The 21,926-nt window shown below is 38.5% G+C and carries 26 protein-coding genes; 20 read left to right on the top strand and 6 right to left on the bottom strand.

Features of this window, described 5'->3' with window-relative positions; genetic code table 11:
* The first annotated feature begins 5 nt into the window (after positions 1-5).
* The 6 genes from infC to F981_RS15310 all read left to right on the top strand — a co-directional run bounded on the left by infC (position 6) and on the right by F981_RS15310 (position 3,042).
* A complete protein-coding gene (infC, locus tag F981_RS15335) occupies positions 6-557 on the top strand; it encodes a translation initiation factor IF-3 (RefSeq protein WP_081401072.1) in 552 nt (183 codons plus the stop codon).
* A gap of 89 nt (positions 558-646) precedes the next feature.
* Positions 647-979, top strand: coding sequence for a DUF7709 family protein (locus F981_RS15330; RefSeq protein ID WP_004723073.1), 333 nt, complete (start codon positions 647-649; stop codon positions 977-979).
* A 180-nt stretch (positions 980-1,159) separates the two neighbouring features.
* The gene (locus F981_RS15325) at positions 1,160-1,777 is read left to right on the top strand and encodes a glutathione S-transferase N-terminal domain-containing protein (protein ID WP_004723071.1); all 618 of its coding nucleotides are present in this window, start codon (positions 1,160-1,162) and stop codon (positions 1,775-1,777) included.
* 89 nt (positions 1,778-1,866) lie between these two features.
* Positions 1,867-2,154 (top strand): hypothetical protein, encoded by a 288-nt coding sequence (locus F981_RS15320; RefSeq protein WP_004723070.1) that lies wholly within the window; start codon positions 1,867-1,869, stop codon positions 2,152-2,154.
* A 35-nt stretch (positions 2,155-2,189) separates the two neighbouring features.
* Positions 2,190-2,612 (top strand): hypothetical protein, encoded by a 423-nt coding sequence (locus tag F981_RS15315; RefSeq protein ID WP_004723067.1) that lies wholly within the window; start codon positions 2,190-2,192, stop codon positions 2,610-2,612.
* A 4-nt stretch (positions 2,613-2,616) separates the two neighbouring features.
* A complete protein-coding gene (locus tag F981_RS15310) occupies positions 2,617-3,042 on the top strand; it encodes a YqaA family protein (protein WP_004723066.1) in 426 nt (141 codons plus the stop codon).
* 99 nt (positions 3,043-3,141) lie between these two features.
* Here the strand turns inward: F981_RS15310 and F981_RS15305 are convergent, their stop codons facing one another.
* Positions 3,142-3,897, bottom strand: a complete 756-nt coding sequence (locus F981_RS15305) for an energy transducer TonB family protein (protein ID WP_004723064.1) — start codon at positions 3,895-3,897, stop codon at positions 3,142-3,144.
* Between the two features lie 137 nt (positions 3,898-4,034).
* Positions 4,035-5,285, bottom strand: coding sequence for an MFS transporter (locus F981_RS15300; RefSeq protein ID WP_004723063.1), 1,251 nt, complete (start codon positions 5,283-5,285; stop codon positions 4,035-4,037).
* Between the two features lie 224 nt (positions 5,286-5,509).
* Here F981_RS15300 and rpmI point away from each other — a divergent pair, with 224 nt between their 5' ends.
* From rpmI to F981_RS15265, 7 genes are all read left to right on the top strand, one after another.
* Positions 5,510-5,704, top strand: a complete 195-nt coding sequence (rpmI, locus tag F981_RS15295) for a 50S ribosomal protein L35 (protein WP_002054552.1) — start codon at positions 5,510-5,512, stop codon at positions 5,702-5,704.
* 11 nt (positions 5,705-5,715) lie between these two features.
* Entirely contained in the window at positions 5,716-6,075 is a 360-nt protein-coding gene (gene rplT, locus F981_RS15290; protein ID WP_004723060.1) for a 50S ribosomal protein L20, read from the top strand.
* Positions 6,076-6,284: 209 nt separating this feature from the next.
* Entirely contained in the window at positions 6,285-6,662 is a 378-nt protein-coding gene (locus F981_RS15285) for a hypothetical protein (RefSeq protein ID WP_004723059.1), read from the top strand.
* Between the two features lie 135 nt (positions 6,663-6,797).
* Positions 6,798-6,995 carry a hypothetical protein gene (locus F981_RS15280; RefSeq protein WP_004723056.1) on the top strand — a complete coding sequence of 66 codons (198 nt, stop codon included), beginning with the start codon at positions 6,798-6,800 and terminating at the stop codon, positions 6,993-6,995.
* A gap of 97 nt (positions 6,996-7,092) precedes the next feature.
* Positions 7,093-7,623: a P-loop NTPase family protein gene (locus F981_RS15275; RefSeq protein WP_004723054.1), complete on the top strand. Its 531-nt coding sequence runs from the start codon at positions 7,093-7,095 to the stop codon at positions 7,621-7,623.
* Between the two features lie 306 nt (positions 7,624-7,929).
* Positions 7,930-8,430 carry a GNAT family N-acetyltransferase gene (locus tag F981_RS15270; protein ID WP_004723051.1) on the top strand — a complete coding sequence of 167 codons (501 nt, stop codon included), beginning with the start codon at positions 7,930-7,932 and terminating at the stop codon, positions 8,428-8,430.
* Positions 8,427-8,975 carry an NADAR family protein gene (locus F981_RS15265; RefSeq protein ID WP_004723050.1) on the top strand — a complete coding sequence of 183 codons (549 nt, stop codon included), beginning with the start codon at positions 8,427-8,429 and terminating at the stop codon, positions 8,973-8,975. Before F981_RS15270 ends, F981_RS15265 begins: the two co-directional genes overlap by 4 nt.
* Positions 8,976-9,019: 44 nt before the next feature.
* Here the strand turns inward: F981_RS15265 and F981_RS15260 are convergent, their stop codons facing one another.
* A complete protein-coding gene (locus F981_RS15260) occupies positions 9,020-10,048 on the bottom strand; it encodes a hypothetical protein (RefSeq protein WP_004723047.1) in 1,029 nt (342 codons plus the stop codon).
* Positions 10,049-10,265: 217 nt separating this feature from the next.
* On the opposite strand from F981_RS15260, the gene pheS reads away from it, so the two are divergent.
* The 3 genes from pheS (at position 10,266) to F981_RS15245 (ending at position 14,051) form a co-directional block, all read left to right on the top strand.
* Positions 10,266-11,246, top strand: coding sequence for a phenylalanine--tRNA ligase subunit alpha (pheS, locus tag F981_RS15255; RefSeq protein ID WP_004723046.1), 981 nt, complete (start codon positions 10,266-10,268; stop codon positions 11,244-11,246).
* A gap of 130 nt (positions 11,247-11,376) precedes the next feature.
* A complete protein-coding gene (gene pheT, locus F981_RS15250) occupies positions 11,377-13,758 on the top strand; it encodes a phenylalanine--tRNA ligase subunit beta (protein WP_004723043.1) in 2,382 nt (793 codons plus the stop codon).
* Positions 13,755-14,051 (top strand): integration host factor subunit alpha, encoded by a 297-nt coding sequence (locus F981_RS15245; protein ID WP_004723042.1) that lies wholly within the window; start codon positions 13,755-13,757, stop codon positions 14,049-14,051. Before pheT ends, F981_RS15245 begins: the two co-directional genes overlap by 4 nt.
* A gap of 399 nt (positions 14,052-14,450) precedes the next feature.
* Here the strand turns inward: F981_RS15245 and F981_RS15240 are convergent, their stop codons facing one another.
* The 3 genes from F981_RS15240 to trxA form a co-directional block, all read right to left on the bottom strand.
* Positions 14,451-14,711, bottom strand: coding sequence for a hypothetical protein (locus F981_RS15240; RefSeq protein ID WP_004723040.1), 261 nt, complete (start codon positions 14,709-14,711; stop codon positions 14,451-14,453).
* Between the two features lie 381 nt (positions 14,712-15,092).
* Positions 15,093-16,361 carry a transcription termination factor Rho gene (gene rho / locus F981_RS15235; protein WP_004723038.1) on the bottom strand — a complete coding sequence of 423 codons (1,269 nt, stop codon included), beginning with the start codon at positions 16,359-16,361 and terminating at the stop codon, positions 15,093-15,095.
* Between the two features lie 344 nt (positions 16,362-16,705).
* Entirely contained in the window at positions 16,706-17,032 is a 327-nt protein-coding gene (gene trxA / locus F981_RS15230) for a thioredoxin (protein WP_004723035.1), read from the bottom strand.
* 292 nt (positions 17,033-17,324) lie between these two features.
* Here trxA and ppx point away from each other — a divergent pair, with 292 nt between their 5' ends.
* The 4 genes from ppx (at position 17,325) to proC (ending at position 21,915) form a co-directional block, all read left to right on the top strand.
* On the top strand, positions 17,325-18,845 hold the full coding sequence (ppx, locus tag F981_RS15225; protein ID WP_004723034.1) for an exopolyphosphatase: 1,521 nt from the start codon (positions 17,325-17,327) through the stop codon (positions 18,843-18,845).
* Between the two features lie 102 nt (positions 18,846-18,947).
* Positions 18,948-19,772, top strand: a complete 825-nt coding sequence (locus tag F981_RS15220; RefSeq protein WP_004723033.1) for an acetyl-CoA carboxylase carboxyltransferase subunit alpha — start codon at positions 18,948-18,950, stop codon at positions 19,770-19,772.
* Complete coding sequence (gene tilS / locus F981_RS15215; protein WP_081401071.1) at positions 19,709-21,088, top strand: tRNA lysidine(34) synthetase TilS; 1,380 nt, start codon at positions 19,709-19,711, stop codon at positions 21,086-21,088. The genes F981_RS15220 and tilS overlap by 64 nt, the downstream gene beginning before the upstream one ends.
* Complete coding sequence (gene proC, locus F981_RS15210; RefSeq protein ID WP_004723031.1) at positions 21,085-21,915, top strand: pyrroline-5-carboxylate reductase; 831 nt, start codon at positions 21,085-21,087, stop codon at positions 21,913-21,915. Before tilS ends, proC begins: the two co-directional genes overlap by 4 nt.
* Positions 21,916-21,926: the final 11 nt, after the last annotated feature.

Raw genomic sequence — 21,926 nt, 5'->3', positions numbered from 1 at the left:
GAAAGATTAAACAGCCTGACCGTAACCAACAACAAGGTGCTAAAAGTAATCGTCCTGCATTAAATGATGAGATCAAAGCGAAAGATGTGCGTCTCGTTGCTGCAGATGGAGAGCAAAAAGGCATCGTTTCACTTGCTGAAGCTTTGCGTGCTGCTGAAGAAGTTGATCTTGATCTTGTTGAGATCGTGGCGAATGCAGAGCCACCTGTTTGTAAAATCATGGATTTCAACAAACATTTATTTGACTTGAAGCAAAAGCAAAAAGATGCGAAAAAGAAACAGCATCAAGTTCAAGTGAAAGAAATTAAGTTGCGCCCTGGTACAGACGTTGGTGATTACAATGTTAAGTTGCGTGCTATTCTGAAGTTTCTTGAAGAAGGCAACAAAGTCAAAATTACTCTACGTTTCCGTGGTCGTGAAATGGCTCACCAACAGTTGGGTCTTGCACAATTGCAAAAAATTGAAGCAGACGTAGCAGAGTTTGGTCTTGTTGAACAAGCACCAAAAATGGAAGGCCGTCAAATGGGTATGTTACTTGGACCTAAAAAGAAAAAGTAATTATTCATCTGTTAAAAAAAGCACTGCATTAAGCAGTGCTTTTTTACGTTAAAATGCGGGTAAATTAATCTGAATCGAGTGGAGTTGATATGTCATCTATTCAAAATTCAAATGCGCTATCGAGTATTAACCAAAAAATTATTCAAGCAGGTGAGGTGTTGCCTGTGGTTAAGTTAAAGGATGGTAGCGCTGTACAAACGGGTACAGTGGCAACCATGTTGCATAATATCAATCTGTATAACTCAGGTGTACGTGGAGAGATTGAGCAAGAACTGATCCTCGCGATCCCCACCTTAGTGAAAGTTGGTTTATTTGACTTATTTAATCCAGATGAATGGATATTGGGAAACAATGCTGGTCGTAAATTTGTGGGGGAGAAGGCTAAAGCATATATAGATGCAATTGCTGAAGTAGATATTTGAAATTAATATCATAATATGAGAACGTGCTGTATTTAATAAAATGCAATAACATAATTTTAGAATAGATTATTAGAATAATCTCTTTTTATAGCATACTGAATCAAGCCAATTCATGTTATAAAAGTAAACGATTAACGCAATAAAATTCAGAAAATACGTGAAAACGAAGAAGGATGAAATATGATTGATCTCTATTATTGGGGTACTCCCAATGGTCATAAAATTACCATTGCACTTGAAGAAATGGGTTTGGATTATCAGATTTTTCCTATCAATATCTTAGAGAATGACCAGTTCCAGCCCGATTTTCTTCGTATCTCACCGAACAACAAAATCCCCGCGATTGTGGACCAAGATGGCCCAAATGGTGAGCCGATTTCAGTATTTGAATCAGGCGCAATCTTGCAATATCTTGGCCGTAAAACAGGACTGTATTATCCAAGCGATGAGCAAGATCGTGTTGAAGTCGAACAATGGTTAATGTGGCAAATGGGTGGGCTAGGGCCGATGTTAGGGCAAAACCATCATTTTGGTAAATTTGCTAAAGAAAAAATTCCTTATGCAATTGATCGTTATGTTACTGAAACTCAACGTTTGTATGGTGTTTTAAATAAGCAGCTCATTGGACAAAAATATGTGGCTGGTGAATATTCGATTGCAGATATGGCCATTTTACCGTGGGTATTACGCTATGAGTGGCAGCAAATAGAGCTAGATGATTATCCTTATGTTAAAGAATATATTGAGCGTTTAACTGCGCGCCCAGCGATACAAAGAGCGCTATCAATCAAAGTGTAAAATGTATTTTATGTTAAGATGAGAAACCACGTTACGTGGTTTTTTATTTTTTAAATAATCGATTTTTGGATGGTTGGCAGGCTTTAGTCATGAAAGATTTCTTTTTGAACTTTACGAAAATATTAGAAACAAATCCAAAAATCTACTGGAGTATTATTGTCGGTATTGCCGGTTGTTTAATGCTCTATATTGCGGAAATTGTGCATATCCAAAATATTTTAGAGCAATTAAATGGTCAAGCGTCAGCACTGATTAGAAGTGTGATCGACCCGATTGCGCAACGTTATCAATGGTCTCGGATTATCTTTATGTTGTTGGCAATCATTTGGGCACATTTTCAGTATCGTAAAACCAAAAAAATGCTAAATTTAGGGTGATTGAACTGTTAGTAGTACATTCAACAGGGGGGAGTATGAAGCAAAACTTTGTTTGGCACTTCCTTATCTCTTTTGCCGTGATGCTAATCACAGCAATGCTTTGTAGCATCTTGCAGTATCACTCCGCATATGATTACTTCTGGTTTATTATTTTTAGCATCGTGAGTGTTTCAGGCTTGGTTTTTGCTATGGTCTTTGGCATTTTTCAAAGTAAATTACAGCAAAGTCTTTTGAATACCACGATCTTACTCGTTTTGCTTTCGCTTTATTTTATTGTTTTATTCTACTGCTTTATTCATATCAAAATCGATTGGCAAGCGATTTCAGAGGGTAAAGCTCAACTCACATTGTTGCAGAAATTTTTTAAATCAGATCTTTCATTTTGGTTGGCTTTTCTGGCTCCCTTTATACTGTCATTCTTGACTTATACCTTAAAACCTAAACCCAACTTTAGCTAACTTTATGGCTTATCTTCTCTTATTTTTTTCCGCATTTGGTGCAGCGACGCTATTACCTTTACAGTCTGAAGCAGTATTGCTTGGATTACTGGTACAAACCCAGCATTCTGCATATTTATTGCTTGTTGTTGCAACGATTGGCAATGTTTTAGGTTCATGCGTGAATTGGTATTTGGGACTCAAAATCGAGCAGTTTAAAGATAAGAAATGGTTTCCTGTCTCTGAAAAGAATATGCTTAAAGCAGAAAAAATATATCAAAAGTATGGCTTTTGGTCTTTGTTGTTAAGCTGGACCCCAATTATTGGAGATCCAATCACACTTATTGCAGGGCTAATGAAAGAGAACTTTTGGCGTTTTCTATTGATTGTGACCATAGCAAAAGGTGGTCGGTATGTTTTTATTTATTTGGTGTATATCGGATTATTTTAATAAAAAGGTTAGGGGCTGTTGACAAGCCATTTATGAAATGTCAACGGACCCTAAAGACACAAAACTATCTTTAACCTTAAAAGATGCATCTTGATGAATTTATTTACATTCATTGATTTTAAATTGAATCGTATCATTGAAGCTGGATTGTTTATAGATCCATAAAGTACGGTAAGAACGTTTTACATTGATTGATGCATGCTCTACGGCTGTAAGTACTTGTTGATCAAGTGCATTAATACCAGAACGTTTAGTTAGCTTAACTTGGGTAATTTCGCCTTGTTTATTGGCTTTAAATTTAAACTTTACTGTACGATCTTTATTTTTTAATAGTGATTGATCCAGTGCTAGTTGTGGTTGTTTTAAATAAACAAAGGCAACTGACTTATCGAGTAGTTGTTTGTTCCAATTCTTTGAATTAAAGCTATATGTACATTGCTTAGCGCGCTGAACATGATCCGTTGCATTCTCTAGCGTTAAGGTAAATGTTTGATAACCGACTAAAGCAATGGCTTTTCCATTTTTTGAATAGGGTTTTACTTTTGCATTTTCCACAGCATCTACAAGTTTCTGATCCAATGCACGGATGCCTGTACTCTCTTGGATATCGGCCTCTGTGACTTCACCAGCGTTATTGGCTTTTACTCGAATGATTGCTGAACGATCTTGATCTTTTAATTCAGTGATTTGATAGTGAATTTGAGGAAATTTGACCCATTGTATACGTGTAGTCAAATGTTGAGGATCATTTTGTTCAGATTGCTCCCCTTTGACCTTTATTGTTGGAAGTTTATCCGCACTATAGCTATAGGTTGAAAGGCACAATAAACAAGTGGTAAAAAGAGCTTTATTCATAGGTTTGGCAATCCATGCAGTTTAATACGCATGAGAGTAGTTTAATTGCGCAAAGTATTTATCGAATTTTGTATTCTCGCAATAGAAAATGCACCCGAAGGTGCATTTTTTTACTGTTTTTTATTCTGTAAAAGGCATTATTCTTGACCTTTGGTAATGTCTACTTTGAATAAATCAGAGGTTTTTACCCAACTTATTGCGACAACTGCCAAGGTCATACATCCACCAAATACGGTGGCAGTGATCGTTCCTAAATATTTTGCAGCCAGCCCAGATTCAAATGCGCCCAATTCATTACTCGATGAAACAAACATCCCATTCACCGCAGCGACACGACCACGCATATTTTCAGGTGGGTAAACTTGCAAAATGGTTTGGCGTACAACCACTGAGATACTGTCACAAGCACCAGTCATAGCCAAAGCAAATAAAGAGAGCCAGACGTTGTTTGAGAATGCAAAAATAATGGTAAATACCCCAAAACCAGCAACAGCAATCAGCATATTTCGCCAAGCATGATGTGTAGGTGGAAATTTGGTTAAAGCGATCATGGTTATTAATGCACCAATAGAGGGGGCCGCACGTAAATAACCTAAACCTTCAGGTCCAACTTTTAGAATATCTTCTGCAAAAATTGGCAGTAGGGCAATCACACCACCAAACAGCACTGAAACCAAATCTAAAGATATGGCCCACAGTACAATTTTAGTTTTCCAGATAAAGCGAAAACCTTCACTTAAACTGTCCCAAAGATTGTCTTGTTCCATAGTTGGAAAAGTACGCTTCTTTAATAAGTTAATCAGACAGAAGCAAATAAATAAAAGTACTGCTACCGAGAGTAAGCTGTTTTCACGACCGATTCCTGCCAGCATAAAACCACCCAGCATTGGGCCAATAATGACACCACTTTGCCATCCAATCGTGGTCCATGTTGCACCATTGGCATACAGTTCACGAGGAATTAAAAATGGTTTTAATGAGGTTGCTGATGGATTGTAGAAACCTCGGATGGTACCCAAACCAAAAATAACCGCATAAATCCCCCAAGACAGTGTAGTCACACCAATTTGGCCATGATCATAACTGTGAAATAACCACCAAAGCACCAATGGCAAAGGGAAGGAGAAGAATAAGCAAACTTTCATTATGGTTTGTTTATTCAGCTTATCTGCAAAATAACCGCCCCAAAGCGACAGCGCAATAAACGGGATTGCTTCTGCTAGTCCAATCAAACCCAAGGTAAGCGGATCTTTGGTAATTTGATAGAGTGAATAGGCAACAATAATTTCTTGAATTAAAATTGCGAGTGTTAAACAAAATTGATTGATGGTAACAATTGAGAAATCTCGATAGCGAAGCGCAGCAAAAGCATCCTGTGCAGGGGTCATAACTGTCCAGTTTTATCATGATGTGATGATTATAAAGATTTAATCCTGATTTTTCTTATAAAACTAGGTGAAATTTACATCGAAAATTACATTGGAGAATTGTGAAATTGTTGGATGTTTTGCTTTTGTTTTGTACAGAGATGATTTAGAATACTGCCTCCCTTACCTGCAGGTCGTTGTCGCAATGGTGCGAACGTACCGAACAGGTGTTTAAAGAGGTTGTTATGGCTAAGTTAAAAACTCGCCGTGGTGCAGCTAAGCGTTTCAAAGCGACTGCTAACGGTTTCAAGCGTAAACAAGCGTTCAAACGCCACATTTTGACCAAAAAATCTGCTAAACGTATTCGTCAATTGCGCGGTTGTGTCATGGTTCACGTAAGTGACATGAATTCAGTTCGTCGTATGTGCCCATACATCTAAGGAGATTATAAATGGCTCGTGTAAAACGTGGTGTACAGGCTCATCGCCGTCATAAAAAAATTCTTGCTCGTGCTAAAGGTTACTATGGCGCGCGTTCACGTGTTTATCGTGTAGCGTTCCAAGCAGTAATTAAAGCAGGTCAATACGCTTACCGTGACCGTCGTCAAAAGAAACGTCAATTCCGTGCTTTATGGATTGCGCGTATCAATGCTGGTGCTCGTCAAAATGGTTTGTCGTACAGCCGTATGATCGATGGCTTGAAAAAAGCTCAAGTGATCATCGACCGTCGCGTACTTGCTGACATCGCTATGCATGACTCAGTTGCATTTGCTGCTTTAGCTGAAAAAGCTAAAGGCGCATTAGCTGCTTAATCATCTTCGATGATTAAAAAAGACCGCTTTTATAGCGGTCTTTTTTATGCCTAAAAATTTATTTTCAAACTATTGCGGGAACTTTTCGAGATGAGTTTCTATTGAGTTTGATTGTTCGAATACAGCACTAATCAGTAAAATCTGTCATTATGGTTGCTCTAACTATTTTGTTATGGCATTGAATTGACCAAATTATAGAATCTAGTCTTATGCGTAAACAATATCACTTTCGCCAAGTTGGTGAAGACACTTATATTTGGGATGTGCATCATCTGGTTGAACTAAGCCAAGACTTCCCAATCCATGAAGTTCTATTATCCGATATACAAGAACTCAATGAAGCGTATTGGTTTCCAGATACACATCCAACAACACAGCAAATGATTGAACATTTTCAACTGATGCAACAGGCAGATCTAAGTTATCCAATTATTCTATCTGCTGATGGCAGGGTGATGGATGGTATGCATCGTGCGGCAAAAGCAAAATTACTCGATCATCTTACGATTAAAGCCGTCAGGTTTGAAATTACACCACCAGCAAATTTTATCAATATTGACGAGGATGATTTGGATTATGCTGATTGAGTAGGCCATCCGAATGATTTAAATATTCAAATAACTTTGCATACACATTACACAATATCAACGTGAAAGCATTATTGTTTTAGAAATAGCTCGCATAGAGTAGAACAACGAATAATAGAAAATGATGGAGTGGGTATGCGTGTTGAGATTGAAGGTTTACAACAAGGTGCAATTGAAGTTGAGTTGCAACTACTACCCAGAGTTGGGGAAGTTTTAAAAGTGATGTATGGTGCAGATGCGGAAGTTAAAGGTGAAGTAACAGCAGTTGAGCACTATATTAATCAGCATGCAAATGAACATAAAGTGATACTCAGCATACGACCCGTATTTTGATATAGATCAGCTAAAATGATTGAATGATGATTGGGTTGTTACGTGATTTAAAGTAGCTTATTTGGCTACTTTTTATTTTTAGAGAGTTCTTAAATTTATGAAACGCATCAATGTTGTGGGGACTTCTGCATCAGGAAAAACAACATTTTCAATAAGATTAGCTCAAAAATTAAAGCTCACCTACATTGAATTGGATGATTTATTCTGGCTGGATGATTGGCAAGAGTCTACCGATACTGCATTTTTTCAGAAAATTCAGGCCAAACTAGATCAAGCTAAATCTGGTTTTGTCATAGATGGTAATTATACGCGAACTACGCAGATCAAATGGCAAGATATTGATACTGTAATTTGGTTGGATATTCCTTTTTATATCAATCTTTACCAATCCATACAGAGAGCTGTTCGTCGTGCTATTTTTAGACACAGACTTTGGGAGAGTTCAAATAATCGTGAAAGTTTTAGTAAAATGTTTAGTCGTGATTCGATTATTTGGTGGATGATTAAAACGCATCAAAAAAATCGTCAGCAATATATAACAATGATAAATGATCCTCAATATTCACATATTCGATTTATCCATTTAAAATCGCGAAAGGATATTGATAAATTTTTAGCGTCTATTTGACGCGTTATAATTTAGCCCCCCCTAAAAGTTAACTTATCCTGCTATACCTTGTATTGATTGAATATATTTGTGTAGCTGATATCTTAAGTTACGCTACAGACAGCTGTGTTTTTACTTGGCATGCAAAGTGATAAAAATCTTGGATTGGGTGGGGTATGTGCAGTACTTTCCCCTGTTGCTGATATCCATGACATCGCGCGATAGATACAAACATATAAGATTAAACAATATAAAAAAGTTTTTTACCTAATTTTTTGAAGGGTATAAAGTTTGCTTTCGAGGTAAATCCCAATAAATGAGGATGATATGATTCGATTAGCTGTTTCTGGTGATGTTCAGCAGATTGCTGAAATACATGTGCAAAGCTGGAATGAAACCTATACAGGTATGATTAAGCAAGAAATTATAGAGCGCGAAAATATTGAAAAACGAATACAGCTTTGGCAACAGATTTTTTCGCATCAAGATTATCATGTATTGGTGTATGAACAAGATGGTCAAATTGTTGGTTTTTTAAGTGGTTATTTAAATACTTCGTATAATGTTGCTGAAATTAAAGCTTTTTATTTATTAAAGAAAATTCAAAAACAAGGTATTGGTCGTGAGATGTTTGAGCGCTTTTATCAATATGTACATGCTAAGCATTATCAATTTATTCGCTTGGGCGTGATCAATAAAAATCCAAGTCGTCATTTCTATGAGAAATTAGGGGGAAATGTACTTGGAGAAGAGATTCTTTCTGATTATGGTGATGGCATAACAGAAGTATCGTATCAGTGGGATATTAATCATAGGGAAATAAAATGAGTGACTCTCAATTTTTAACAACTTTACAAGAACAAGTAAAGAACGGGCAAAAGCATAGTTATTTGTGTTTTTGGGGGCATAGTCAAAAGATTTCTGGAAAAATAGATAAGAGCTGTTTAAGTCAATGGTTTCCCGCAAAATTTGAAATTGATGGTGTCAATTATCAAAGTACAGAACAATACATGATGGCTCAGAAAGCCAAACTATTTAATGACGAAGATATCTTTCAGAAAATTTTACAAACAGATGATCCCAAGAAAATAAAAGCATTAGGTCGTTTGGTCAAAAATTATCAAGATGAGATTTGGATTGCTCATCGTTATGAAATTGTGGTTCAAGGTAATTTGGCTAAGTTTTCTCAAGACAGTGATCTTAAAGCATTTCTACTGAGTACCTCAGATCAAATCATTGTTGAAGCCTCGCCTGTAGATCAAATTTGGGGGATTGGACTTGCAGCAGATCATGTTAATGCGACAAATCCAAACGCATGGCAAGGTTTAAATCTTTTGGGTTTTGCCTTAATGGAAGTAAGAAAGCAACTTTAATGTTGCTTTCTTTTTAAGATTCATTTTATCAAATAGATAAGACATTATAGTCCAAAATAATAAGCCGCAAGGCAGATTAAAATGGTCACAATAATTAATGCAAAAACACCTGTTTTACCTGGTTTATGCTCAGGATTTGCCTTGCTGTTAAACGCTTGACGCTGCTCGGTTTTGATATTGTCATGCGTGTCAAAGGGCGAGGCAATTTGTTTTGGCGTTAAGCGTGCAGATTTATAATGATTTGCAACTTTAACGATAAATTTTGATTTTAAATCTTCAACTTTTTGGAGGAAATGGCGCAAATTCATTTGTTCTTCAGGGCTCATGATTTGCTCATTTTCATCATAGGGATGCTTTAATTTTGCAGAAATAAAACCCTCTAATGCATCGATACGACAGAAGGTTTCGTGTGCGTAATCAGCTTGATAATCAGTGGGTAACAGTGCAAGTTTAAGAATTGAATCCTCGGTCGTGTATAGCGCTTCATCTAATCCATAATAAGGTAAATCTTTATTTACAGGTTCTGGAAAACCTTTGGCATATTGAGTATCGAACAATTCATTGTCTGTATAAACTTGAATATCATCCCAATTCGGTTGGACTAAATCTTGTTCAATCCGTTTAATCAATTTTGCATTGAGATCATAGCGCCAAAAAATCTCGGTACGTAAATTGGGGCGTTGTTGCTCAGGCGCTTCATAATCATTGTCTGCGCTATACCATTCCGCCAATTCTTTACCAAAAATCCATGCAGTTTTCTTTTGTTGATCATGGCTAACAATAAAGTGGGGGATGGCTAACAGTTCAACATTGGCATTTGGATTTTGTTCATCATTTAAAATGCTCGCGCTATGTAAGCTGAGTCGATACACGCCTTGTTTTTTTAGCCCTTCAAGCCAAATCTGAAAATGCTGTGCCAGTAGGTGCTGGTTGGTTAAATCACGAAAGCCAAAAGCATGCTGATTAAAAATGGCATGATTGACCCAACGAGAAAAACTGATCCCTTGAGTGAGATACTCATTGCCATAAGTGACGAGTGTAAGTTGACGTTTCCAGATTTGATCGAGTGCCATTTTTTATAGATCTCAGCGACATTAAATCCATTTTATACTTTTTATAAATCAAAGTTCTAGCATTTCAACAGGAATCAAACAGGGAAATATACAAATTATTTAGAATAAGTTGTGACTAATCGTATTTTTTGTAAAGCGGAAACTTCATTCAACTGCATAAAAACTGTTAGAATATAGAGTTATATTATTTTTCTAAAATATTGCTTTGAGAGTTACTATGTCACTGGAAGCCCTGACCACTGAAGCGCTCGCTGCGATTGCAGCAGCTCAAGACCTGACTACACTCGACCAAGTACGAGTGCAATTTACAGGGAAAAAAAGCCAGCTTGCGGAACAATCTAAGGCACTTGGCAAAATGGACCCTGAAGAGCGTAAAGTTCAGGGTGCTGCAATTCATGCAGTACGTGAAGCGATCAGTGCAGCGTTGACTGAACGCCAAACTGAATTACAGAAAGCTGAATTAGAATTAAAGCTAGCAAGTGAAACAATCGATATTACTTTGCCTGGACGTGGGCAAGCTGTAGGAAGTATTCATCCCGTTACTCAGGTTCAAGAACGTATTTGTCAATTCTTTACCAAAGCGGGTTTTACTGTTGCGACAGGGCCAGAAGTTGAAGATGATTATCACAACTTTGAAGCATTGAATATTCCAGGACATCATCCTGCACGTGCGATGCATGATACTTTTTACTTTGATGCAAACCATTTGCTACGCACCCATACCTCAGGTGTACAAGTACGCACAATGGAAAACTCGCAACCACCGATTCGTATCGTTTGTCCGGGGCGTGTTTATCGCTGTGATTCAGATCAAACCCATTCTCCAATGTTCCATCAAATCGAAGGTTTATACGTTGCTGAAAATACCAGCTTCGCAGAATTAAAAGGTTTGTTGATTAATTTGCTAAATGAATTTTTTGAGAAAGATTTAAAAGTACGCTTCCGTCCGTCTTATTTCCCATTCACAGAGCCAAGTGCTGAGGTGGATATTATGGATGAGCGTGGTCGTTGGTTAGAAGTTTTGGGTTGCGGTATGGTGCATCCAAATGTTTTACAAGCTGCGGGTATTGATCCTGAAAAATATAAAGGCTTTGCATTTGGTCTTGGTGTAGAGCGTTTCGCAATGTTACGTTATGGTATCAATGATTTGCGTATGTTCTACCAAAACGATGTGCGTTTTTTACGCCAATTTGCTTAACAAATTTATACCTCTCCCTGACCTCTCCTAAAAGGAGAGGGGATGTCCAAGATAATGAGACGAAGGGTTCTGCCTCTTTTTAAAGGGGAGTCAGAGAGGAATTCATTGATATTGAATATAGGTTTTAGAAATGAAAATTAGCGAAAATTGGCTTCGCACATGGGTCAACCCTGCAATTGATAGCGATACATTGTCTGATCAACTGACCATGTTGGGACTTGAGGTTGATGAACTGGTTCCTGCAGCTAAACCATTTACAGGTGTGGTGATTGGTGAAGTTTTAACTGTTGTACAGCATCCTGATGCAGATCGTTTACGTGTCACCACAGTGAATATTGGTTCGGGTGAACCTTTGCAAATCGTATGTGGTGCGCCAAATGTACGTGTTGGGATGAAAGCACCAGTTGCAACCATTGGTGCAGTGCTCCCGGGTGATTTTAAAATTAAAAAAGGCAAACTTCGTGGTGTTGAATCACAAGGAATGCTGTGTGGTGCTTCAGAAATTGACCTTGAAGATAAAATTGATGGTCTGTTAGAACTTCCTGCAGATGCTCCTGTAGGCACAAATATTCGAGAATATTTAAATCTTGATGATCATGTGATTGATATCAGCATCACGCCAAACCGCGGTGACTGTTTCAGTATTCGTGGGGTGGCACGTGAAATTGGGGTAATTAACCAATTGCCTGTAACAGCACCTGAAATTCAAGAGGTTGCGGCTACGATTGTTGATCAGAAGCAAGTCGTTGTGACAACGGATGGTTGCCCTCGTTACTTAGGCCGTGTGATTAAAAATGTAAATACCAAAGCAGCTACGCCAGCGTGGATGGAGCAAGCTTTAGCACGTTCAGGTATTCGTCAACACAGTATTCTTGTTGATATTACCAACTATGTGCTTATGGAGATTGGTCAACCGTTGCATGCGTTTGATGGTGGTCAGGTTCAAGGTTCAGTGCATGTGCGTCAGGCAAGTGCAAATGAAAAGCTTGTTTTGTTAAATGAACAAGAAATTGAATTGACCGAAGATGTTATGGTGATTGCAGATGATGTAAAAGCATTGGCGATCGCAGGTATCATGGGGGGCTTATCCTCATCTGTAACAGATGAGACCACTGAAATTTTCCTTGAATCTGCATTCTTTGCACCATTACATATCGCAGGCCGCGCACGCCGTTATGGTTTGCATACAGATGCGTCACAACGCTATGAACGTGGTGTGGACTTTGAATTGCCTATGATCGCAATGCAACGCGCTTCAGAATTGATTCAAACCCTTGCAGGTGGTGATTTCGGTCCAATTACCGTATCTGAAAAAACTGAATTATTGCCTAAGCGTGAAGCAATTGAGTTGAATCAAGCGCAAGTGGATCAATTGCTGGGTTATCAAGTTCCTACTGCATTTATTACAAATGCGCTGCAACGTTTAGGTTGTGATGTGACTGTAAAAGCTGAAGGTGAATGGACTGTTGTACCACCATCACATCGTTACGATATGGCAATTTATCAAGATTTAATTGAAGAAGTTGCGCGTATACATGGTTATGACAATATTCAAATTAGTCTGCCAGTGATTGATGTAAAACTTGCTAAACATCAGGATCAATTTGAACTGACTCAGTTACGTCAAACTTTAGTAACACTGGGTTATCAAGAGGCGATTAGTTTTAGTTTTGCAGATTTAAAACTTGAAAAACAATTGAATTCACAAGTAAATCCATTGGCGCTTGCAAATCCGATTTCAAGTGATTTGGCGGTCATGCGTTCAACTTTACTTTCAAGCTTAATTCCGTGTGTTCAGTACAATATCAATCGTCAACAAAGTCGTGTGCGTTTCTTTGAGCTAGGGCTACGTTTTGATTATCAAAACGCGAAAAGTATAGAAGATTTGAAACAGATTCCAACTTTGGCTATGATTGCTGTAGGATCAAAACAAATTGAATCTTGGCATGGAAAAGCTCAAGTTATGGATTTCTTTGATCTCAAAGGCGAGGTCGAAGAAATTTTAGCAGCTGGACGTGTTCACGTTGAATATGTTCGTTCTGATCGTGAATGGTTACATCCAGGTCAGTCTGCGGAAATTCTTGTGGATGGGAAATCAGTAGGTTATTTAGGTCGTCTACATCCATCTTTGGAAAATGCACTGGATTTGAGCACAACTTGGATCGCAGAGCTCGACCAATCGGCTGTTTTGCAAACTTATGTATCTAATTTTACAGAATTATCACGATTTCCATCGGTTAGACGTGATATTGCGCTTGTAATTAGTGATAAGATTAATGTTAGTGAAATTCAGCAACTTATCGAAAAAACGGGTGGAGAGCTTTTAGACTCTACTTGGTTATTTGATGTGTATACAGGGCAAGGTGTTGAACAAGGTAAGCGCTCTTTGGCATTTGCATTGTTATGGCAACATCCATCACGTACACTCGAAGATGCTGAGATTAAATCCGGTATGGATCATATTATTCAAGTGTTAGAAGACACTTATCAAGCGACATTGAGGGCCTCATGACAGCATTAACAAAAGCAGAAATGGCTGATCATTTAAGTGAGCTTACGAGTTTAAACCGTCGTGAAGCAAAACAAATGGTCGAGTTGTTCTTTGACGAGATTAGCCAAGCATTAATTGCTGGCGAGCAAGTCAAACTTTCAGGTTTCGGAAATTTTGAACTACGTGACAAGCGTCAACGTCCAGGTCGAAATCCTAAAACTGGAGAAGAGATTCCAATCTCAGCACGTCGAGTTGTAACTTTCCGTGCAGGTCAAAAATTTAGACAACGTGTGGGTACAGAACAAGAAGATTAATCGGCAATTTGTGTGTCGTAAGATGAAAGCTCTGTAATCTAAAAGTTTTGTAAGATAAAAACCCTGGGTAATGTGCTTGGGGTTTTTTATTGCAAAAAATAAATACCATTCCACTTATGTGGGATAAATTTATTTTAAGAAAATTCTAAGTATCTTTATAAAAATGCAAATAAGTAAAATATTCTAGTGTTGGTTAAGATGATCTGAATACGCTTGCAATTTTAAAGGGCAATAACCAAAGTAGAATATAGTGGTGTGGTTTTGTGCTTATTAGATCAAAGGGGCTGTAGTGAAGGGCGATACAGCTTATTTATGATGATTTAAACTTTAAGGTAAAAAGAAACCAAAAAAAAGAGAACCTAAAAGGTTCTCTTTTCTTGATAATAATCTAAGCGATTATTATTGAGCAGCTGAAGCAGCAGCAGAAGCGTCTGCAGCAGCAGCAGTAGCATCAGATGCAGCAGCAGTAGCATCAGCAGCAGCATCAGTAGCAGATGCAGCAGCAGCGTCAACAGCAGCAGTAGCTTCAGAAGCAGCTTCTACAGCTTGAGAAGCAGCAGTGTTTGCATCAGCAGCAGCTTCTTCAGTTTTTTTAGCACAACCAACGAAAGCTAAAGTAGTAGCAACTGCAGCAGCAATAGCGATTTTTTTGAATAACATGGCATCACTCTCATAAATTTAATAGAGACAAAAAACCCAAGTTAGCCTGTTTTTTGCTTTTTGCATGAGCAGTCTAACTGGTATGCGAATATGCTATCACTGCGCATTTTGAATTGCTACTGTTTATCTTAAAAAAACTGACCAAATTGATGAAAAAATGATGTTTTTTTAACAGTATTTTACAATCAAGTTGCGTTTTTAGATTGGTTTATTGATAAATAAGTTATTAATAAATATAAAAAATCTTAATGAATAATTTTTATATTCAAATATTTGCAATATCGTGTAACGTTGAAACTCGATGATTGTATATTTATGTAAATAATGTCAACCAAATAAAAAGGCTACTCTTAAGAGTAGCCTTTTTAAGTATTTATTGAATTAGTTAGCAGCTTTGCGCTTCATTTGATCAAAGAAATCATCATTGGTTTTGGTTTCTTTCATGCGATCCAACAAGAATTCCATCGCCACTAATTCATCCATAGGATGAAGAAGTTTACGAAGAATCCATACTTTACGTAGGTTTTCTTCGCTCATGAGACGCTCTTCACGACGCGTGCCTGATTTTTTGATATTCATTGCTGGGAAGACGCGTTTTTCAGCAATACGGCGATCAAGGATGATTTCTTGGTTACCTGTACCTTTGAATTCTTCGTAGATCACTTCATCCATTTTACTGCCTGTTTCAATCAATGCAGTAGAAATAATGGTGAGAGAACCGCCTTCTTCAATATTACGTGCAGCACCAAAGAAACGTTTAGGGCGTTCTAAGGCATGTGCATCAACACCACCAGTAAGTACCTTGCCAGATGAAGGAACAACAGTGTTATAAGCACGGGCTAAACGCGTGATTGAGTCAAGTAAGATCACAACATCTTTTTTGTGCTCTACCAGACGTTTGGCTTTTTCAATCACCATTTCAGCAACTTGGACATGGCGAGCTGGAGATTCATCAAAGGTTGATGCAACAACTTCACCACGCACAGTACGTTCCATTTCTGTCACTTCTTCAGGACGCTCGTCGATCAGAAGAACAATCAAGAAACATTCAGGATTGTTACGCACAATAGATTGGGCAATGTTCTGTAATAACATCGTTTTACCCGCTTTTGGCGGTGCTACGATAATTGAACGTTGACCTTTACCGATGGGTGCAACCAAGTCCACGACACGCGCTGTCAAATCTTCAGAAGAACCATTACCCAGTTCCATAACCAATTGCTCAGTTGGGAAAAGTGGTGTGAGGTTTTCAAATAAAATTTTATTGCGTGAGTTTTCAGGGGTGTCATAGTTAATTTGATTAACTTTTAATAATGCAAAGTAACGTTCACCTTCTTTAGGTGGGCGAATCGTACCTGTAATCGTATCACCAGTTCGTAGATTAAAACGACGAATTTGTGAAGGACTAACATAGATATCATCCGGACCTGCAAGATAAGAACCTGCAGCGGAGCGTAAAAAGCCGAAACCATCAGACAAAATTTCAAGAACACCATCACCAAAAATTTCTTCGCCATTCATTGCATGGCGTTTGAGGATGGCAAAAATGATGTCTTGCTTACGGTTACGAGCCATTCCTTCAAGGCCCATAAACTCAGCAATTTTAATGAGTTCGCCGATCGGTTTTTTCTTGAGTTCAGTTAAATTCATAAATGGTCAGATTGAATAAGGATGTGTGGAACACAGATAAAGAGAAAAGAAGCAAAAGTCGCCAGCAGTGTAATAGGTGAGTTGAAATTGTATAGACACAAAAACAAACTCAGAATCTATGTAGTTCTTTCGAGGAGAAATATGTAAAACAATTTCTGTTGCCGAACGGCGATCTTATGTGTTGTCCTTTAAGAAACAGGAAGAGAATCCTAATGTTCCTTGAGCATGGAATATAAGTTAGATCAACAAGTTTGTCAAATTATAGTCGAAAAAAAATACGCTAGAAAATCAAGCGTATTTCTCATTTTCCTAGATTTATACAAATAATCTATAAATTCAGCAAATTAAATATTTTCTTCAATGAATGCAGTTAGTTTAGATTTTGGCACTGCACCAATTTGTTGGGCAACAACTTCACCGTTTTTAAACATCAATAATGCTGGAATGTTACGAATGTTGTAGTTGACCGCAGTTGCTTCACATGCAGTTACATCAACTTTAACGATTTTAACTTTACCTTCAAATTCAGTTGAAAGTACTTCAAGTACTGGTGCAATCGCTTTACACGGTGCACACCAGCCTGCCCAGAAATCTACGATTACAGGGATATCAGATTGAAGTACATCTGCATCAAAGTTGTCATCAGTGGTATTTACGATATTGCCAGACATGGATTTTGCTCCAAAATATTTTAAAGATGAATCTATCTATGGATATAAGTATTACATAGTCATCTTTAACAATGTAGGGGGATACTTAAATTTTCATTCTAATTTGTGAGTTTGTCCAATTGAAGCTCACGATATTTACAATCGGATCTTTAGAAAAACCAGTGAAACTGTCACATAATTGTCATATATGCTGAAAAAATAATGACTCATCAAATTGTCTAAATAAATGGCTTTTAAAAAGCGTGTATGTGAATTAATCTAAGCAGCAATTCAGTATGAGTTTGTATAAATAATGTCTGATTTTTTGATTGATGAAGAATTACTTGCTGCGATTGATATGGGGTCAAATAGTTTCCATTTGGCAATTGCTCGTGTGGATCATGGTGAAGTTAAGAAAGTTGCTTCTATGTCAGAAAAGGTTCAGCTTGCAGCTGGATTAGATGAAAATAAAAACTTAACTGAAGCTGCACAGCAACGAGGCTTGGCTTGCTTAGCGCGTTTTGTTGGGCGTTTAAGTTCAGTACAGCCGACTCGACTCAGAATTGTAGCGACAAATGCGCTGCGTCAAGCGAAAAATGGGCATGAATTTATTCAAAAAGCAGCGGAGATCTTGCCAAAACCCATTGAAATTATTGCGGGACGAGAAGAAGCCCGACTCATTTACTTGGGTGTTTCCCATACCATGGCCAATAGTGGTCGTCGTCTGGTAATTGATATTGGTGGTGGATCTACTGAACTGATTATTGGTGAAGAGTTCGAGCCGATTCATACCGAATCTTTACAAATGGGCTGTGTTGCCTTTACTAAAGCCTATTTTGCTGATGGTGATATTAACAACAAAGCTTTTGATAAAGCTGTAGTTGCGGCACGTAAAGAATTATCTTCGATTGCAAATACCTATAAAGCTGCGGGCTGGGATACTGTGGTGGGTTCTAGTGGAACCATCAAAGCGTGTCGCCAAATTGCGGTCAATATGGGCTGGAGTGATGAGCAAGAGAATCTGACTCGTGAAGGTTTAGAAAAATTAAAAGACAAATTACTGAAATTTAAAAATATTTCAGATATGGAATTTGATGGTTTAAAAGAAGATCGCCGAGCAGTATTACCTGCGGGTTTAGCGATCCTTTATGCTGTGTTTGAAGTCTTGAATATTGATAAATTGGTGTATTCAGATGGGGCATTACGTGAAGGTGTAATGTATGACTTGCTCGGCCGTTTCCAACATGAAGATATTCGCGATCGTAGTGTACAGGCGATGATGGGACGCTATGGCGCAGATGCAAAACAGGCTGAGCGCGTGGTTGAAACAGCACAACATTTGTTTAATGCTGTGGCCAATACACTCAACTTAAACAGTGATGATAGCGATCTGTTGCGTCGAGCTGCTTATTTACATGAGATTGGTTTAGCTATTAGCCATAGTGGTTATCAAAAGCATAGTGCTTACTTATTACAACATTCAGACATCCCTGGTTTTTCGCAAATTGATCAAAATCATTTGTCACATTTGGTCGCTCATCATCGTCGTAAATTACGCGTAGATGCCAAACTAGACGTGTTAAAAGTGGGCGGCAACAAGCTTGTGTACTTGTGTTTGTTGCTTCGTCTTGCAGTTTTACTGAATCATAGTCGTAGCGATGAGATGCTTCCTGCCATTGAATTGACGATAGAGAATGAGCAACAATGGCAACTCAGCGTTTCTGGTGATGCCAAACAATGGCCATTGCTGGTTGCAGATTTGCATGATGAGCAAGTGCAATTTAAGCATTGGGACATTGAATTGAATATTCAGTCGGAACAGTTTATCGATTAACTTAAAGGTTTGGTGATGATGGAATGATCAATCATTTCATATCACTTAAACCTAAACTTCCGATGCGTAATCCATCGGTGAATTAGGGATAATACTCGACTTATGAAAAATAAAGCTGCTCAATCTCAAGCTTGGAAAACGGTTCAAATTGCACGTCACCCTGAGCGTCCGCAATTTTTGGATTACGTAGGCGAAATCTTTACTGAATTTGATACCTTGCATGGTGATCGTCTATACGGTGATGATGGTGCGATGGTGGGTGGATTGGCCCGTTTTAACGGTCAGCCAGTAATGGTTGTGGGCCAACACCGTGGTCGTAGTACGCGTGAAAAATTACAGCATAACTTTGGGATGTGTAATCCTGAAGGATACAGAAAGTCTCAACGCTTACTCGATATGGCGGAACGCTTTAATCTTCCAGTGTTTACCTTTGTTGATACCATGGGAGCATACCCGGGTATTGGTGCTGAAGAGCGTGGTCAAGCAGAAGCAATTGCAACCAGCTTGGCGCAACTTTCAAGCCTTAGAGTGCCAGTCATTGCAACAGTTTTAGGTGAAGGTGGTTCTGGTGGTGCGTTGGGCATCGGTGTTGCTGATCGCGTTATTATGCTGTCACACAGTATTTACTCTGTGATTTCACCTGAAGGTTGTGCTTCTATTCTCTGGAAAACTGCAGATAAAGCAGAGCAAGCCAGTGAAGCACTTGCATTAACTGCCGACAAGCTCAAAGAAATTGGTATTGTTGAATATGTGGTTGATGAAGGTGAGGGTGCTCATTTACATCCTTTTGAGGTTATGGAAAAACTCAAGGATGTGTTAAAACAAGCGCTTGATGAATTACAGCCAATGACTGCGGAAGAACGATGCGAAGCACGTTATCAACGTTTAATGAAGTTTGGCAGCGACAATTTAGGTCTTGCTTCTTAAAACAGTATTCTCAATTTCCTGAAAATACCCGTTTCTTAATCGGATGTAGTGGTGGTATGGATTCCATGCTGTTGCTACATCTGATGGCACAACTTTTCCCCAAGCAAATTCGTGCAATTTATGTTAATCATCACCTGCAAAAAGTCAGTGATGTGTGGGCTGATTTTGTTGCTCAACAATGCACGGCGCTGAATATTCCTTATATTCTTCAGTCGGTTCAAGTCACTCAAGGCAATCTTGAGAATCAAGCACGTCAAGCGCGTTATCAAGCCTATTTACAGCATATCGATGAAAATGAGGTATTGGTTCTTGCACATCATCAGCAAGATCAGGCTGAAACGTTAATGTTGCGTTTGTTGTCAGGTGCTGGGGTTACAGGTCTATCTGCGATGCAATCCATCGATCAGCGCGATCAATTGCTGATTTGGCGACCTTTACTCGATACTTCCCGTGAGCAGATTTGCCAATGGGTTGAGCAACTGCAAATCGATTATGTGGACGATCCTTCCAATTTAGATACACATTATGACCGTGCATGGTGTAGACATGAACTTTGGCATATTTTGCAAAGCCGTTATCCTAAAATGCAGCAAGCATTGGCACGTACCAGCTATTTAATGCAAGATGCTGATGAAATTCTCAATGAGGTGGTACAACAAGATTTAAAGTTCTGTGGTCATCCTACACAATTGGATTTAGCCAAATTGGCATCACTTTCCCCTGCTAGACAGCGGCAACTTCTATCGGTATGGATGAAAGGTGAGGGGATATATCGCCCAGCCTTGGACATGGTGCAAAGGCTACAAGATGAAGTAATTGAGTCTAAAACAGATGCGCAAGCTGCTTTACATTGGAATCATTTTTATTATTTACGTTATCAAAATCAGTTGTATCGAATTGAACAAAACCAATATTTAGCATCAAAATCTAAACAATTGCCTCAAGAACAAGAAGTTCAATTTCAGCTTCATCAACAACTACAATTCACATCTGGTGTGTTTCAGATCGAAAGCTCTAAAATGGGCCTGGCTTTTGCATTATTCAATCATAAGCTAACATTAAAGCCACGTTTGGGTGGTGAAAAAATTCACCTTTATGGCAGAGTAGGTGCTTGGCCCTTAAAAAAAGCCATTCAAGAAGCACATATTTTTCCTTGGATGCGTCATACAATTCAAATATTAAGTGTAGATAATGTTATGCTTGGGGTGTTTACACCAAATGGTTTTTGGTTGGCGCAATCTGAATATTGTGAAGTGGGTGGATGGCAACCAAATTTAATCTCTGAGTTAAAAACTAAGGTCGAGCGTGATTCATGAGTGCAGCGTTAAATTGTAATATTACTTTCATTGGTGGTGGGAATATGGCACAAGCCCTAATCGGTGGCTTGTTGAGTCGTGGATTACCTGCAACACGTATTACAGTTTCTGACCCCTTTGAAAACATTCGACAATTGCTACAAGAAAAAGATGTTCATGTGACTGATGATAATATCGCAGCAATTAAAAATGCCGATATTGTTGTTTTTGCTGTAAAACCTCAAGTTTTGGGTGGGGTACTTAAACCATTAAAAGGTTTACTCGAAGATAAATTATTGATCTCGATCGTTGCTGGTGCTGAAATTAAAACGATTTCAGACTTAACCGGCAGTGAGCGTGTTGTTCGTGTTATGCCGAATACCCCTGCTTTGGTTCAAACTGGTGCACATGGTATGTTTGCGAAACCAGAGATCAGTGCTAAAGACCGCGAATTGGCAACACAAGTACTTGCTGCGACAGGTTTAACGCTTTGGGTGAGTTCTGAAGCACAGATTGATGCTGTGACTGCTGTTTCTGGTTCTGGTCCTGCATATTTCTTCTATATGATGGAAAGCATGATTCGTGCTGGAAAAAATATGGGTTTAGATGAGAAGGTTGCGACGGCTTTAACTTTACAGACAGCACTTGGTGCAGCACAAATGGCAATTACCAGCTCAAATGCGCCATCAGAATTGCGTAAAAATGTGACTTCTCCAAACGGCACTACACAAGCTGCTTTAGAAGTATTTGATCGTGCTCAAATTTCTCAAAATATTCAGACAGCTTTAGCTGCTGCGCAGAAGCGTAGTCAGGAACTGGCTCAAGAATTAAGTGACAGCATTAAATAATTATTGATTTT

Source organism: Acinetobacter guillouiae CIP 63.46, from assembly GCF_000368145.1.
GTDB lineage: Bacteria > Pseudomonadota > Gammaproteobacteria > Pseudomonadales > Moraxellaceae > Acinetobacter > Acinetobacter guillouiae.
This window is presented reverse-complemented; position numbering and strand designations above follow the sequence as displayed.